At 37.0% G+C, this 15,688-nt stretch carries 16 protein-coding genes; 6 read left to right on the top strand and 10 right to left on the bottom strand.

Annotation, left to right across the window (positions count from 1 at the left end):
• Positions 1–9 precede the first annotated feature (9 nt).
• Positions 10–837, top strand: coding sequence for an AraC family transcriptional regulator (locus tag KIM67_RS10875; protein ID WP_213831358.1), 828 nt, complete (start codon positions 10–12; stop codon positions 835–837).
• Here KIM67_RS10875 and KIM67_RS10870 read toward each other — a convergent pair.
• From KIM67_RS10870 to KIM67_RS10850, 5 genes are all read right to left on the bottom strand, one after another.
• Complete coding sequence (locus tag KIM67_RS10870) at positions 815–2,263, bottom strand: type IV secretory system conjugative DNA transfer family protein (protein WP_213831357.1); 1,449 nt, start codon at positions 2,261–2,263, stop codon at positions 815–817. The genes KIM67_RS10875 and KIM67_RS10870 overlap by 23 nt on opposite strands.
• The gene (gene mobB, locus KIM67_RS10865) at positions 2,260–3,288 is read right to left on the bottom strand and encodes a MobB family relaxase (RefSeq protein WP_213831447.1); all 1,029 of its coding nucleotides are present in this window, start codon (positions 3,286–3,288) and stop codon (positions 2,260–2,262) included. Before mobB ends, KIM67_RS10870 begins: the two co-directional genes overlap by 4 nt.
• Before the next feature lies 1 nt (position 3,289).
• The gene (locus tag KIM67_RS10860) at positions 3,290–3,817 is read right to left on the bottom strand and encodes a BfmA/BtgA family mobilization protein (protein WP_213831356.1); all 528 of its coding nucleotides are present in this window, start codon (positions 3,815–3,817) and stop codon (positions 3,290–3,292) included.
• 484 nt (positions 3,818–4,301) lie between these two features.
• The gene (locus KIM67_RS10855) at positions 4,302–4,751 is read right to left on the bottom strand and encodes a RadC family protein (protein WP_213831355.1); all 450 of its coding nucleotides are present in this window, start codon (positions 4,749–4,751) and stop codon (positions 4,302–4,304) included.
• Positions 4,752–4,825: 74 nt separating this feature from the next.
• The gene (locus tag KIM67_RS10850; RefSeq protein ID WP_213831354.1) at positions 4,826–5,158 is read right to left on the bottom strand and encodes a single-stranded DNA-binding protein; all 333 of its coding nucleotides are present in this window, start codon (positions 5,156–5,158) and stop codon (positions 4,826–4,828) included.
• A gap of 462 nt (positions 5,159–5,620) precedes the next feature.
• Here KIM67_RS10850 and KIM67_RS10845 point away from each other — a divergent pair, with 462 nt between their 5' ends.
• The 5 genes from KIM67_RS10845 to KIM67_RS10825 all read left to right on the top strand — a co-directional run bounded on the left by KIM67_RS10845 (position 5,621) and on the right by KIM67_RS10825 (position 8,991).
• Positions 5,621–6,532 carry an AraC family transcriptional regulator gene (locus KIM67_RS10845; protein WP_213831353.1) on the top strand — a complete coding sequence of 304 codons (912 nt, stop codon included), beginning with the start codon at positions 5,621–5,623 and terminating at the stop codon, positions 6,530–6,532.
• A 38-nt stretch (positions 6,533–6,570) separates the two neighbouring features.
• On the top strand, positions 6,571–7,359 hold the full coding sequence (locus KIM67_RS10840) for an MBL fold metallo-hydrolase (RefSeq protein WP_213831352.1): 789 nt from the start codon (positions 6,571–6,573) through the stop codon (positions 7,357–7,359).
• 252 nt (positions 7,360–7,611) lie between these two features.
• Complete coding sequence (locus KIM67_RS10835) at positions 7,612–8,097, top strand: MarR family winged helix-turn-helix transcriptional regulator (RefSeq protein ID WP_213831351.1); 486 nt, start codon at positions 7,612–7,614, stop codon at positions 8,095–8,097.
• A complete protein-coding gene (locus KIM67_RS10830; RefSeq protein ID WP_213831350.1) occupies positions 8,084–8,683 on the top strand; it encodes a GNAT family N-acetyltransferase in 600 nt (199 codons plus the stop codon). The genes KIM67_RS10835 and KIM67_RS10830 overlap by 14 nt, the downstream gene beginning before the upstream one ends.
• Positions 8,684–8,730: 47 nt before the next feature.
• Positions 8,731–8,991, top strand: a complete 261-nt coding sequence (locus KIM67_RS10825) for a YgjV family protein (RefSeq protein ID WP_213831349.1) — start codon at positions 8,731–8,733, stop codon at positions 8,989–8,991.
• Positions 8,992–9,406: 415 nt separating this feature from the next.
• Here KIM67_RS10825 and KIM67_RS10820 read toward each other — a convergent pair whose 3' ends face one another.
• The 5 genes from KIM67_RS10820 to KIM67_RS10800 all read right to left on the bottom strand — a co-directional run bounded on the left by KIM67_RS10820 (position 9,407) and on the right by KIM67_RS10800 (position 15,682).
• Positions 9,407–11,821, bottom strand: coding sequence for a glycoside hydrolase family 2 TIM barrel-domain containing protein (locus KIM67_RS10820; protein WP_250149237.1), 2,415 nt, complete (start codon positions 11,819–11,821; stop codon positions 9,407–9,409).
• A gap of 15 nt (positions 11,822–11,836) precedes the next feature.
• Positions 11,837–11,995, bottom strand: a complete 159-nt coding sequence (locus KIM67_RS10815) for a hypothetical protein (protein ID WP_213831348.1) — start codon at positions 11,993–11,995, stop codon at positions 11,837–11,839.
• Positions 11,986–13,044, bottom strand: a complete 1,059-nt coding sequence (locus KIM67_RS10810; RefSeq protein WP_213831445.1) for a UDP-glucose--hexose-1-phosphate uridylyltransferase — start codon at positions 13,042–13,044, stop codon at positions 11,986–11,988. Before KIM67_RS10810 ends, KIM67_RS10815 begins: the two co-directional genes overlap by 10 nt.
• The gene (gene galK / locus KIM67_RS10805; protein WP_213831347.1) at positions 13,025–14,188 is read right to left on the bottom strand and encodes a galactokinase; all 1,164 of its coding nucleotides are present in this window, start codon (positions 14,186–14,188) and stop codon (positions 13,025–13,027) included. Before galK ends, KIM67_RS10810 begins: the two co-directional genes overlap by 20 nt.
• 90 nt (positions 14,189–14,278) lie before the next feature.
• Positions 14,279–15,682, bottom strand: coding sequence for a serine hydrolase (locus tag KIM67_RS10800; protein WP_213831346.1), 1,404 nt, complete (start codon positions 15,680–15,682; stop codon positions 14,279–14,281).
• Between the last annotated feature and the right edge of the window lie 6 nt (positions 15,683–15,688).

Genomic DNA, 15,688 nt, shown 5'->3' with positions numbered 1-15,688 from the left:
TTTTAAAAGATGTATCAACTATATAGTCCTCCTGCTTACCTAAATAAAACCATAAGACATTTTTGGTTACTGGATGTTGATTCGGAAGAAAAGGCTTTAACAGAATACATGTTCTCTTACCCTTATGTAAATTGGGTTTTCACTCTTGGAACGCCTTATACTGTAAAGGATAATCAAATTGGTGCCATATCCATTAAGGACACCTGTATTTTAGGGCCTCGTACTAATTTCGCCGAATATGTACATCCTAAAGGGAATTTAACTTTTGGGGTCACTTTCCAATTTGGGAGTACATTCCCAATTTTTAAAGAAGAAACTCAGCTTCTGACCAATAAAACCTTCCTACAGGAAGAAATAATTCCAACTGCAAATTGGCTCACACCTTTATTTCAAGAAACCAACTTGAATTCATTTATCAATAAACTTGGCAAACAGATTGGGGAATTCAACTTTGATGTTGACCAAAGTGGTCGTTCCCTATGGAACAGATTTATTAAGGCAATAGTAATTGGAAGGCATTTTTCCACATCAGCTCTTCAACTATCCAAATTGCTTCGTGTAAGCCAAAGACATCTTCAACGTATTACAATGCGATATTCTGGACTTAGCCCTAAACAAGTCCAGTCGATGCTCCGCTGTAGACTTGCCTTAAAACAAATCCTAAAAACTGGAATAACCTCCGACTTTTTCTTTTTTGGTTTTTATGACCAAAACCACTTTGTCAAGGAAGTTAAAAAGTGGTCTGGTTTTACCCCTCGCAAACTGTTGTCCCTTATTGAGCATACAAAACACCCTAACCAGCGCCCTTATGGCACTATGCCGGAGTCTTATGTATAGTTTTAGCCTCCCGATGTATTCGTTCAAATTCCATCTGTAATTCCGTTTCAGAGAACGAGACTTTATTTTTCGGCCTGCTCCTTTTTATCGGCAATAATTTGAATTTCAGTTTTTTATCCTTTCCGTCCGCAAAAGCAATAAACTCGCCCTGCTTTAATCGGAAGAAAATATCCGCTCTACGTTTGGGAACTTCCTTTTCACCTTTGGTAATTCTGGCATCCCATGAAAGTCCTGTTCCTTTGCTTATACTTTTGGTTGGATTCTTGACCAGTTCAAAAAAACGTTCATAATATTTGGCGGTATCAGGATCATTGACCTTCCCGAAAAATTGGTAGGACAGATTGCTCAAAATAGCTTTACTGGCTTTTTCCCCATAAAGCATATCATTTTGAATTTTGTCCTGCATGACATAAACCGTAGCGATATCATAGCTTCGCAAAGTTGCAGGAATACGATGCATATTGAGTAATTTGATTGTTGGGGCCTCTTCCATCAAGATAAAAGCAGCTTCCCGATTTCTAACGCTCATTTGTTTAACGACGGTGTGCACGACCATTGCTATGATAGGTGAATATGCCGATTCATATTGTGGGTTGTTCACAATGGAAATGACCGCTTTGTTTTGAGGATTATTGATATCCAATGGCACTTCATCCGCAGACAATATCATGAATAGTTTTTGGGAACTGATTTTTTTAAAGGCATTTGCCAAGGTACTTTTAACCCCTGCGGTTTGCTTTTCAGATGCTATACCATTGAGAAATGCGCTTGCCATAGCTTTGGAGGTTAAATCTGAACTTAAAAAAGCGACCAACTTCTTTGTGTTCATTGATTGAAATAAAGCGATAAGATGGGGAAGTGTGCAATACTGTTGATGTGCTGTTTTCAATTTCCAAATCAAACCACTTAACAGACCTTCTACAGCGTCCGTAAAGAACTTATTGCTTCCCATAGATTCAGAAAGGTTTTGTTCCAACAAATTTTCAATCAACACCTTGGATACTTCATTGACACTTTCTTCATTCGGTAAATACCTTGGAGCAATGGGATTTACCCGGTAATGGATATCATCAAACGCAATGGTATAGAATTTAACATCTTTATCCCGAAAAAGGGGGTATGCGATTTCAGTCAACTCAAAATCTTTATAATCGTGTATAATGCCACAAAAGTTATGTTGACTAAAATGGTGAAGAAAATTATAAATAACACTTTCTGTCTTCCCGCTTCCCGCAGCTCCAATAATGGAAGCCCCTCTTTTAATGTTGTCTATTCGAAAGCTACCATTTTTTAATTTGAAATGAACCCTGTATTTTTTTTCTGCTGTCGTTGAACGCTCTTGGTGAAAGAACACATACAAAACAATGCCCATCAGTAATATTGGAATGATAATGTACAGAATGATATGTGCTATAGACATATTCATATGCCAATAGAACTGGATTGTATGGCTCTATTCAAACCTTGCTTTATTTTCTTAATAGCTTTCAACGTCAACTGTACTTTGTTAGTAGGGATGCTCATGATTGGAACACCAGATTTAGCAAGCATTTTATAGGCCATTGCCTTTTCGTTCGTAGGAAGTCCTGAAAGTACAGTGAAATATAATTTTGGATTTTTGAGCAACGTCTTTCTGGCTTTATAGGTCTCTACATAATTTCGTTTGTATTGAAATATCCTGTCAAACGTCTTTTCCGAAGCCGCAAAGAAACTGTCCCTATCAAAGCCTCTTTTTACGGACTTATTATGCATTGTTACTTCTGAAGCTTTGTGTTTGCTCCCTGGGGAAAGGCTTACAGAATTGCTGGAATCTTTGCGACTGACAATAACATGAATGTGGCTCTGCGCACCTTCTTTTGGCATACCCCTCACAATTCGTTTCCCGTTCTGTTGATGTGGGGCTTCCTTTTCCAATCTGTTAATTTTGCTTTGAATTTCTTTGATACTTCCAACTAATTTGCCTTCCTGAATCGCACGGATATCATGCTTCAGCTGGAGTATCTTGGTGGCATAAGGTTGGTTTTCCTGTATTTGCTGATCCGTTCCTTTATAGGTGCGCTCATATTCTATTTTTGCATAATATTTAATATCGTCAACGGTTATTTTTTGCCCATTGATTTCACGATTGAAGGCTTCTGCATAGTCTTTCATCAATTCCCTTGTATAGGCTTTTAAATCCACGCTATGGTTTTGCAATTGTTCAAGTTCCCGCTTACTTGGATTGATGGTAATGGAATAAAATTTAGGTTCTGTTTTTTTGAGTTTTGCAGTATTACCGTCAATTTCCTTTATAACTTCAGCGCTCGTGATTTCTTCCCCATAATGATTGAAAAAATGCTCATGCTTATCCAAGGGCTTTCCTTCGTTTTCCTTTTCCAGATACGCCACGAAATCGGAAGCGCTCTGTGCATAGTTGCCCTCTATTTTATGCGGTGTTATGGTAATGTACATGCTATACTTTTTCCTTAAGTTCTTCCAATGTTGCCCTATCCATTTCCACTTTAAAATATCCGTTTCCAAAATTTCCCCGTACATATCTAATTTTACTTAGGATTTGTCCCATCTCATGTCTTAGTGTACTGTAGTTCTCCTTGATGGTAAAGTATTCCTTTCGATAATAATCGAGTTCCTCATTTTCCGATACAAGGTCTGGAGTATCAAAATCATAGGTTTCCCCTTCTTTTTCGAGGTTGGTCGTTTCTTCAAATAAGGTTTGCAGCATGGTGGCCGTAGGCTTGGTCTGATACTTTTCAATGTTCTTTAGAATTGCAATAACGGCATTGATGCGTTTATTGGTCCGTTCATTCTTGACCCCCAAATTATCGCTTGGAGAAAGGTCGTTCCAGTCAAAAAAATTGAGCATGGCTTCCAATGCCTCCGTATTCGATTTGGAAATTTCTTTGGAAAATTTCCTGAACCTGATAGCCACTTTTTTCTTGACATTAATTGCCGAAAATTGATATTTTGAAAACTCCCCCATTCTTTTTGCTGTAAAAAAATGCCTGTTTATACGAGTTTTGGGCCTATTTGCTGCAAACTCTAAAATCACCATATTTTTGAAACACTATAACTAATTGATTTTCAATGGTTTTAAAATTAAAAATACTTGTAACACCGCTTTGCGTGTTACCCTCTTGCTTCTCGATTTTGTCACGCTTGAGCGTGACAAAAATTTCGAACAACCTGACCAAAAAGCCTGTCTTGAGATTGTCAAAAAGTCGGTTGCTTTACTTAATGACTAGCCTTATAAATGTATCTAAATGAGATGTGAAATTGAAACGTAGAATGTTGTCAAATGACCTGTTTTAATGACGTTCGGTATGATTTTGAGAAATGGGGCAAAGTAGAACGCCGAATTTTAAAAATCCCAATAAAAAAGACCTCTGAAAATTCAAAGGTCTTGTATGATTTGTTGAAATATTCTTGTGTCTCTTCATCGAGATTGTTGTAATTCAAATACACCATTATAGTATTGAATTATCGGCAAAACTGTAATACTCTCCATTTGGCACGATAATCAAATGATCTAGAACTTTTATATCAAAGAGAGCAGCTGCATTTTTAATTTTATTAGTGAGCTGAATATCCGCTTTGCTCGCTTCTAATTTTCCCGATGGATGATTGTGCGTTAAAATAATGGCAACCGATAAGGTTTTTAAAACTACGGCAAACAGTATTCTTAAATCAATCATGGTTGCCGTGATGCCCCCTCTTGAAAGTTCATATATCCCCTTTACCTTATTGCTATTGTTCAATAACAAGACCTTAAAAGATTCTTGCACACCTATGGTGTTTTTGTTCCAATGTTCAAAGAGTATTTCACTGGCATCTTGCGATGAATTTATTTTTTGCCAAAAAGGTGCTGGCACGCGCTCTTTGTAACTGATCTGTATTTCGTTAACTTTGTTCTTCATTGTTATTTCTTTTAAGATTGATAATGAAAAAGAGGGTGAGGCTTTTCACGGTATCACTCTCTTTCTTTTTTGACTTATCTACTTAATAGTAGAATTTCACTGGCTTCCACTTCAGTAACATAGCGTTGGTTTCCATCATCGGTGGTATATGTTCTTGTTTTCAACTTTCCCACAATCCCAATTTCTTTGCCTTTGCCAACATACTTTTCGATAATATCGGCTGTTTTGCCCCAAGCTACTACCGTATGCCAATTGGTATCGGTCTGCTTTTCGCCTAATGTATCTTTGTAATACTCATTGGTGGCTATAGAAAAACGGGCTACTTTTTTACCGCTTTCAAGGTTCGTAATAGTTGGTTCTTGCCCAACATTTCCAATTAACTGTACATGATTTTTAATAGTACTCATAAGAATAGATTTAAAGATTAATATTCATTTGTTCCCGCCTGAACGGACGGGCAGGTTAAAAGTGATTTACTTATTATATCCAGAGTGTTTTCCTTTTTTGATTTTTTAGTTCCACTTCCTTTTTGGATATTTTGAGATGATTTCATAGTTCGATATTTTGATTTACTTCCCATAGAGCCTTCGTTGTTACCTTTTTTTGATGCCTTGTGTGATTCAATATTCAGTTTTGATAAGACGTATAAAAAAGTGCGAGGTACGAGCCTGGTTTATGCCGTAGTTCAAAACTGAATGTTGTTGTTTTGCTGACAAAAAAAGAGTGATGGCGAGGCTTCGGGATAGTGAATTAAAAAACGGTGAAATTTAAAATGAAAGGAAGTGGAACTAAATGAACCAATGGTTTTCCGAATCAGTGAGAATTGATTATTTTACTGGTGTATCAACCTACTCATTACTATGTGACTTATGAATGTATTTGAATTCCCAAAACAAGATTCAATAGATAGGCTTCGAAATGTTGTTGAGTCACCTTTGAAAGAAATAGAATGGCCCAATGTGGTGGTAACCGCATCCTATAAAAACTATCAAAAATCGATTTCCGAAAGTTCATTCACTATTCTTGCCAACACTAGTGGCACCATAAAATTATCGACAAGCAAAAGAAATATTAAGGTATGTGAACAAACTTTCTATATATCCAATCCCTTTGAATCCTTTCGCTATGAGATTGATTCAGAAGATTTGGTTGACACCTTTAACATACACATCAACTTCGATTTTTATACAAAGGCTCAATATGCGCTTTTGAATTCAAATGAAAAGCTTCTTGATATTCCTTATGAGCAAGATTCAAGTTATAAATACATCAATCAGCTACATTATAGAAATTCAAGTTTTAATGAAATAATTCAATCTTATTCCACCGAGAATGAAGCATCTTTTTTGATGGATATTTTAAAACACTCCTTAGTTATCGACCATAAAGAAAAAGGTAGAAGTTTTAACATACATGCAACAAAGAAATCGACTCGAAAAGAACTGGCCAAAAGAATGGTAGAAGCTAAAGATTACATCTATAGTAATTACAATGATTCGGAATTCTCCATGAAAAATGTGTCTAGACTGGTATCCATGTCGCATTTTCATTTTTTAAGGGTTTTCAAAAACGTTTATGGTATTTCTCCCCATCAGTACTTAAAAAGGATCCGGATAGAACGAGCAAAATATCTGCTCAACAAAACCGACCTACCCATCAATGCGATTGCGTATGCTGTTGGTTTTAAAGAATCGACAACAATATATCCTATTCTAAAAAATCACCTATCAACAACACCTCAGAAATACAGAAAAAAATTTAGCAACTTTCAAAAGTCCTAAACGAAGCATCTGCATTTACATTTGGGAAAAATGTAAATATGAAGTTTCAACATATAAGAAATGCTACGGTAAAAATTGAATATGGCGGAAAGACCTGGCTTATAGACCCTTTTTTCGGAGAGGTCAATTGTTTACCGCCCTTTGCAGGTAAATCGGCAAATCCTCTTGTCCCGCTACCAATGGACATAGAAGAAATTATAAGTGGTGTGGATTATGTCGCTATTACACATTTGCACCCCGACCATTTTGACGAACGAGCGCAAGAGACCATTCCTAAATCCATTCCATTATTGGTACAAAAGGAAGATTATGAAACTATTAGAGGATTCGGTTTTCAAAATGTCAATATCATCGATGATACAAAAACAATTGGTAGTATCAAGATTTCAAGAGTAGATGCCCAGCATGGGGAAGGAGAAATTCTTAACGTTATGGGTTTCGTTTCGGGATATGTCTTCCAAACTACCCAAGAAGAAACCCTTTACATCACTGGAGATACTGTCTGGTGTGAGACCATCAAGAAAAATATGGATAGGTTTAATCCAAAAAACATTATCTGTAATGCCGGTGGAAATACTTTCATACCTGAATCCAATCCATTTAAAGAGTATATTATACTGGAGTGTACTCATAAAGTTATCATGGGAGAAGAGGGTATACTAAAAATACTTGATTACAATAAAGACTCAAACATTATTGCCGTCCATATCGGTGCTTTAGATCATGAAACAGTATCCCGCACTAGCTTAAGGAACTTTCTCGATACATACCAGGTGGATTCCAAAAGGGTATTTATTCCTGAAGATGGTGAGGTCTTCAATTTTTAGGGAAATCCCGATTTAAGAGGCTAGTTATTCGTAAATGGATTAGTTTGAATTCTTATCCTTCTTTGACAATCCATAATTCAAAAAAAGTCTATCTAAATTCCTAAGAATCTTATCTCGAATAGGGGTATTTACTGTCTTAATTAAATAATCGACTTCCCGCTTTACCCTCTTGGAAAGAGAAAATTTTCAACAATATGTGTAGTTGACTACATAAATTTATATATTTGCGTAGTTGACTACACAATATCAATTATGAGCTACTTAAAAAGTTTACAAATAATAGGCGTAACGGCAAGAATCAAAAGAATCAGTGACACCTTAATGCACGATGCCAGGAGGGTATACGAATATCTAGAATTACCCATTGAACCAAACTGGCATTTGATTTTTCTGTTATTAAAGGAAAAGGGGCAGCTTTCTGTAACGGAAATATCCAAGGCTCTTGAGTTTTCTCATCCATCTGTCATTACCATTATAAAGAAAATGAAGAAAGTCGGGTATGTAACAAGCAGAGTGCATACTAAGGACTCGCGTAAGCAAATAATTGAACTCACAGAAAAAGCACATAAGGAATTGCCGAAACTACAAGCTGAATGGGACCAAATAAAAATCGCTGTCCGCGATATTTTCGATAATGAGTTCTTAGGGCAATTGGAGATAGTTGAAGAAAAAATGGAACAAAAAGGGTTGCTTTCGAGGGTAATTGAGATTAAAACAAACACAAATGATCAGAACTAAATATTCTAACTCCGCACATACAGGAAATCAGTCCTTAGAAAAAAATAGTTCTACTGTAAGGCAAAACGAGAATATGTATTTGATAAAAAACACAGAAGTAAAAGACTTTGAATTTATCTGTTGGATGTACGAAGAAGCCATAAAGTACCAAAAGAGAAATAATTATTTTGGATGGGAATCCATTGACAAAGAATATCTTAAAAAAGAAATAAAGAACGGATTGAACTACAAGTTGATACAAGAAGGTAACATTTTATGTGCTTGGGGAGTGGTTTTCTCGGACCCATTGATTTGGCGTGAAATGGAAAAGGGGACTTCCATTTACATGCATAGAGTAGTTGTAAATCCTAATTTTAAAGGGCAGAAACTTTTTCAAAAAGTATTAGAGTGGGCAATTGATTATTCAGTGGAAAATAGTTTGACAACCATTAGAATAGATACTTGGACTGCTAATCCAGCAATTATTGAATTCTACGAGAAATATGGGTTTAAAGTTGTAGAGGAATATACCACAGGTGATACAAAGGATTTACCAATACAACATAGAAATTTAGATATTACTTTGTTGGAGTATTCAATAAGATAACAGCCCATTTAAACGAGGTCTTATGTTATTAATGGATAAAACGAAATATGATTGATGCGATTGGGTATATCGCAGTTATTACTGGATTATATGCAGTAACAAAAAAGCAAATGCTTCCTTTTAGGATATGGCATATTATTTCGTGCTTACTCTATATGGTTTATGGCTTTTTTAATCCTGCATATCCCGTATTGGTTTCAGGTTCATTATTTATAGTAATTCATGTATATAGTTTAAGAAAATCAAAAAGCTCAAAAAAGCACAGTCGCAATAGAGGTGTAAAAAACATTCTTTTAAAAAATGATTAATCAATTATTAAGTAGACTCCATAAACGTCTGTCGATTTTCCCAAAAAAATCGTTCCAAAGTGCGTTTCTTTAAAATAGTACTAACAAGAGCAAACGGCCCTGGCAACTTCTTCTAAAAAAATATTTTCTCATTTTTAGAGTGGTTATTTGAATCAGCTATCAATAAACACCAGGGCCATATTTTAGGGTAGCCGTGTGGTTCATCCACCAAATCACACTACCATCAAGTGAAAATGTATCTCATTGAACCTTAATTTTAGTTCAAAAGTGACCCATTAGGTGAGCATAAAATTCAAAAGGCTTGGGAGCTCCCAATCCAAGGGCTTTCTGAGATTAGGTTCTGGTCTTTATACATTGATTCGGTACAGTGCTAATTTTTCGAAATTAAAATCAGTGTCCCTTCAAAATATCTGGTCTATTTTTTGATAGTCAAATAGGTCCCTTTAAAATTCTGATTAAGGACCATAATTTTTAAATCCATCAAAGTTTCATCTGGAATTAACTCTATTGATGCCTTACCATTGGCCATTCCAATAATTTCGCTTCCTAGCGGTGTACCTTGGTTTTTAGAAAGCATACCTCCCTCCAAACACTGGAAGTATACTTTGTCCTCATAGTCAAGACAGCGTAAGCCATCTTTGTCAACGGCAATAGCCGTTACCAAGTAGTTTCCATTTTCTGTTTTTTGAGATGTCAATTTCAGGCCTTTGGCACTGTCATTTCTCTTATACCGATAGTTCACCCTAATTGTATCACTGACCATGTTTCCAGCTTCGTCCTTAGCTTTGGCAATGAGAATGTTGAATCCTTCTTTAAATTTAACATCCCAGTTTAATCCAGAAGCCGGAAACATATTAATATCTCTATTTTTGGCACCTAGACTCTTTCCATTTTGAAATAAGGTCACATCGGTACAATTACTATATACACAAACATTTCTTGCAACATTTTCAGGACCTTGTCTTTCGGTCCATGTATGAGATTCTATATAAACAAATGGTTCTTTTCCCCAGTAACTTTTGAATACATAAAACGCATCCTTAGGGTTTCCATCGCGATCAACCAAACCCTTTTGATTTATGTATGGTATATCATTTTCGGGACGCAATGGTGTTCCAAAATCTTTGAATGCCCATTGTGCATTACCTGCAAAAGTGGAATCCGTCTCCGTTATTCTTAGATGCCAATCGAAAAGGTCAACAATATAATTTTCGCTCCAGTCCCCAATTTGGGCAATATTCGCCGCGCCTGTCTGTACAATAGCCTCCTCCCAGCCTTCTGACAATATCTTACCCTCACCTGTAATAGGATTTTCCGAATGTCTGCCTACATGGCTTGAACCACCATACTCAACGTGAACGAAATTTTTGTACAGCGGCTTATAGGTGTCCAAGGCCTTTTGATAACTTTTATAACTTCCGGAATACCAGCCAGACCATATTGAAGGCGAAAAGACATCAACGATATCGGCACCTTCATAATACTTGCGAATTGCCGTTTTTCTAGTTGGATCCATGCCATGAGCAATAGAATTCAACTCGATTAAAAATGAATTTATCTTTGCTCTATCATCTCCACCTTCAAAATCGGGCAACCAATATATTTCATTCCCCAAAGACCAGATAATAATACTTGGATGATTGTAATTTTGATTAATCATCTCTCTTAGCATACCTTTCGTATTTTTCTGCCATTGTTTTTCTCCAAGGCCTCCTCGACACCAAGGTATTTCATCCCAAACCAATATACCAAGTTCATCACAGGCCTTATAGACTTCAGGGTCTTGGGGATAATGTGCCAAACGAACAAAGTTTGCCCCCATAGCTTTGATCAACTCCATGTCTTTACGGTGTTGTTCATTGGTCATGGCCGCACCAACCCCGGCATGTTCTTCATGACGATGGGTTCCCCGTAATAAAACCCTTTTACCGTTTAAATAAAATGGTCCATTTTCTTTAAACTCAAACCATCTGAATCCAAATTTTTCCACTACCTCATCAATGACCCCTTCATTATCTGATAATTGTATATTTACTTCATATAGATTAGGATTATCGATATCCCAAAGCTTTGGGTGTTGGATTTCTGTTATTAAAATCGAGCCAAGATTTCCGGTTACATTCCTTGACTTTGATGCTATTTTCTTTCCTTCTACATCCCTTACTATTGTGTTTAAGAAAAGTTGGTCTTTTTCTATGCTACCATCAATGGAAAGGTCAATTTTTAAGGAAGCTCTTTTATGAGAGACTTCTGGTGTGGTCAATTTCACATTCCCAATAGCCAAATTGGGTTTCTTCACTAACCATACGTCTCTTGTAATTCCTCCATATATAAAAAAGTCACTCTTTTGCGAGGGAATAATATTTCGGTCATAACCATTATCTACCCTCACCAAAACTTCATTTTCCCCTTTTTTAATGAACGGGGTCATATCTATTTCAAATCCTATGTAACCTCCAATGTGTTCACCAGCTTCATTTCCATTAACATAAATCTTAGCAGTTATATTGACCCCTTCAAAATGTAGAACGTACCGTTGGTTGAGATCAATCTTATCAATTGGAATATTCTTTCTGTACCAACTTGCTGATCTTCTATAACCAGGTAAATTATCAGTTGCATCCTCATTGTTCCATGTATGAGGTAAATCAATCGTTTTCCATTTTGCATCAGGGGGTATATTCCAAGATTGTTTAAACGGTTTTTCTAAATAGCTCCAATCACTATTAATATTTTGTTTGGTTCTTTTATTGGTCTTATAAGTTTCCTTGTTACATGAGATAAGTAGTAGTGAAGAAAAAATGGTTGTCAGAATTGTTTTTAGCATCATATTTTTGTCTCTTATTCAGTTTGATTTCTCATAGTAAGGTGCTGCCAAAAGTTTCTTATACTCTTTTTTAGCTTTTAAGCCTATTGCACTACTATCGTTTAAAGCTTTTGAAGTGGTTGCTGGTGATAAATCCAATATCTTGGCTACATTCTTTATTATGGTGTTTACTGGCATAACTCAGATTCCTTTTTACTATAATGAACATTCGAAAGATTCTTCAGCGTTACCGCTGCCTGTTCGACTGTAATATCGCGTTGGGGATTCGCAAACATCTCATAACCAACCATGAATTTTTTTATTGTTGAAGAACGTAACAAGGGTGGGTAAAAAGACATGTGGAAATGCCATTCGGGATGTTCTTTACCATCAGTCGGCGCCTGATGTATACCAGACGAATAGGGGAAGGAAGTTTCAAATAAATTGTCAAACTTCGTGGTTATTGTTTTGATGGAGCTAGCGAAGCTTTTCCGTTCCTTTTCAGTCAAATCCGTTATTCTCTGCAAATGTCGTTTCGGAACTATCATGATCTCATAAGGCCAAACAGCCCAATACGGTACCAGTGCCACAAAGTCTTCATTTTGAAAAATGACACGTTCCTGAACAGTAATCTCCTGTGACACATAGTCATACAATAGGCTGCGTTTATTTGCCTTCCAATATTCAATTTGTTTACTTGTCTTCTTTAATACTTCTTGCGGAATGCTGTGTTGTGCCCATATTTGCCCATGGGGGTGAGGATTGCTGCATCCCATGATGGCACCCTTGTTTTCAAAAATCTGAACATGGTTGATCTTATCTTTGTTTCCCAGTTCGTGATACTCTTTTTGCCAAAGGATGATAACTTTTTCAATATCTTCCAATTGGATCAGCGGAAGCGTTAAAGAGTGATCCGGAGAAAAACAGATGACCTTGCAGATACCTGATTCGCCTTTAGCCTTCAAAAGTCCGTTGTTTATCTCATGATTTGGGGTATCTGAAAGCAAGGCAGAGAAATCATTGATAAAACTGTACGCGGAGGTATATTTTGGATTGATATCCCCACTGGCACGTTTGTTACTCGGACAGAGGTAGCAATTCTTGTCATATTTGGGTTTTTCCTCGAGAGTCGGTTTTTCCCTTTTGCCTTGCCATGGCCTGTTGGTACGGTGCGGTGAGACCAGGACCCATTCCCCAGTCAATATATTGTACCTTCTGTGCGGATGTTCATCCAAATTTAAACCCATCATGTCTTTGTTTTGTTATTGAAGTACCTCGACTAGGCGCGGTTACAAAATGTGAAAGCTTTATTTTGAACTTTTTTTCATAGGCTATTGAGGATCTTTCAACATAGCCGACTACGGCATCTTTATGGATAAGGTTTAAAGTACAACCTCCAAAACCACCGCCGACCATTCTAGATCCCAGTATTTCTTTGGTTCCTTTTGAAAATTCCACCAAGAAATCCAGTTCGGGACAGCTTACTTCGTATTTTTCACTTTGACCTTTGTGTGAGCTGTACAAAAGATTGCCCAATTCTAAAATGTCATTTTTCTTGAGAGCTTTGGCAGCTTTGAGAACCCTTTGGTTTTCTTCCAATATGTAAGTGCACCTCCTGTATCTTACATCACCAAGTTGCTGCCTGCATTCTTCAATCATCCCCGGTGTAATTTCCCTAAATGAATTTTTGACCCCAAAGTGATTTGTAACAATATTTAAACCTGTGGCACTTTCTTCACGTCTTGTGTTGTAACCACTAGTGGCAAGATTATGAGTAACGTTGGTATTCAACATTAGTATGACGTAGGGGTCAAGCTTTGTTGGTATATATTCGAACTCCAGCGATTGACAATCTAGCAACATGGCATGTTTTTTTTTCCCCATTACCGATGAAAATTGGTCCATGATACCACATTTCGTTCCCACAAAGTTGTGCTCGGCCCTTTGACTTAGCTTGATGAGTTGCCATTTATCCAAACCTAGTTCGAAGAGCCGATTTAATCCATAAGCCAATCCACACTCTAAAGCGGCCGATGAACTGACTCCTGAACCAGTTGGTACTTCGGTGTACATTTCACAGTCGAAGCCTTTTAATCCCTGAGTGAGCAATTGCAGTTCGTTCAATACTCCCAATACGTAATTGTGCCAGCCTTCAGTACCTGGTCTAAGACTGAAAAGGTCAGCGATTAAGACACTATCAAAACCTTTGCTTTTTATTCTACAAGTTGTTTTGGTTCCATTCTTGGTGAGCCTCATATAAATTCGTTTATCTATCGCAGCAGGAAGCACAAAACCGTCATTATAATCCGTATGCTCTCCTATAAGGTTAATTCGTCCTGGCGAAGAGACGATAACCACGCCAGGGCTTTCTTTGATAATATGGGTATTCATTGCTATTGCGATATTTTTAGATTTGGTGATGAATGGGTTAGGATTCTTTTTTGAACGCCTAAAGTTCTTCCCCCAATAAGAACGACGAAATCAGTCTATCGGTGGCGGCTCAATCAATTTATATACCTTTGGATGTTTTTCACGTATGTATTCTTTTAACACATTGGCCGATTCCTTTTTTTGTTCCCAAACCAGATTTGAATGAAGTCCGGCTAGGATTTCAGGCGAGATAGTATACACTGATTCTTTTGTATTGTTTTCAAGTTCAAAACCTTCTAAAACTTCATTTATGGTTTTCCCTTCGTTGATTTGTTTGCTCATCACAATTTGATAGGGTGGTTTTATTTCCATTTTTTCGCCTTCAACAATGTTTTTCCAAAAATTGTAGGTAAATGTGGCTGGGATAAATTCTGAAATGGTGTTCGTTACAACAACCAATGCAAAACCATTGCTTGGTTCGATGAGTATTGAACCACTAAAGCCGCCGTGTCTCCAAGAATGCTCATAGAGATATAAATTGAAAATTTTAAGTACTTGCCAACCATAGGCCGAATATGTATCGGTAGAAGTTTGGTATTGTTTTTTGAAAAGACCTTCTTTATCGAAATGGGTTGAATCATCCCTTACCTCTATCAGTTCTTTAAAGAATTTCAGCATGTCGGAAAGGGAGCTGTGAAAGCCATGGCTCCCGGCATTTTCCCTAGCGTAAGGGTAAAAATTTGCGTTCTCATATGTATAGGCCAGGTAATTTTGTTTGACCTGTGGTTTTGCCAACTTGTTTGTAGCTAACTTTCTAACTTCGAAAGTTGCATCCTCCAACTTCATTGGTCTGAAGACAAGGGAGTCAAGTAGATGTTCAAATTTTTGTTCTGTTGTTTTTTGCATGATATCCGCCAAAATATCAAAGCCATATCCACACCATGTTCTCTTGCTGCCTGGCGCGAACAAAAGTGGCAGTCCAGCTATACTTTTAGAGGTCATTTCCAATTCGTCAACTTCATATGAAATATCATCCCAGCTTGTACTGGTATCCTCTATTCCCGAGGTATGGCTCAACAAGTGATGAATGTTTGGACGTACCCCTTCAAAGTCCTTGTCCAGATAAGGAATGTACTCCTTGAAAGGAATGTCCAAATCCACTTTACCTGACTCTACCAATTGCATCATGGCCAAGGTCATAGGGACCTCACTGAATGAGCCCATATAAAAAAGGGTGCTATCAGTAATGGGAAGGGACAAGCGTTTATCCGCTATTCCTTTTGAAAAAACAAATTCATCCTCACCAAAACGTACAGCAATTCCTAATCCGGGTAGGTTATATGCCTTGTATATGGAATCGCAGATTTCACCCAACAATTCTTTATTCAAAACCCGATTTTCGGGTGCTATTTTTTTTGTGGATTGGTTACACGACCAAATGATGCCCATAAGAGAAAATAGCACAAGCAATCTAAGGCCGTTACTATATCCATTTTGAGAAAAATTATAACTCATTTCTTT

The organism is Flagellimonas sp. 389 (assembly GCF_018449435.1).
In the GTDB taxonomy this organism is placed as follows: Bacteria; Bacteroidota; Bacteroidia; order Flavobacteriales; family Flavobacteriaceae; genus Flagellimonas.
Note: the sequence above shows the minus strand (reverse complement) of the source record. Positions and strands in the feature narration are given on the sequence as shown.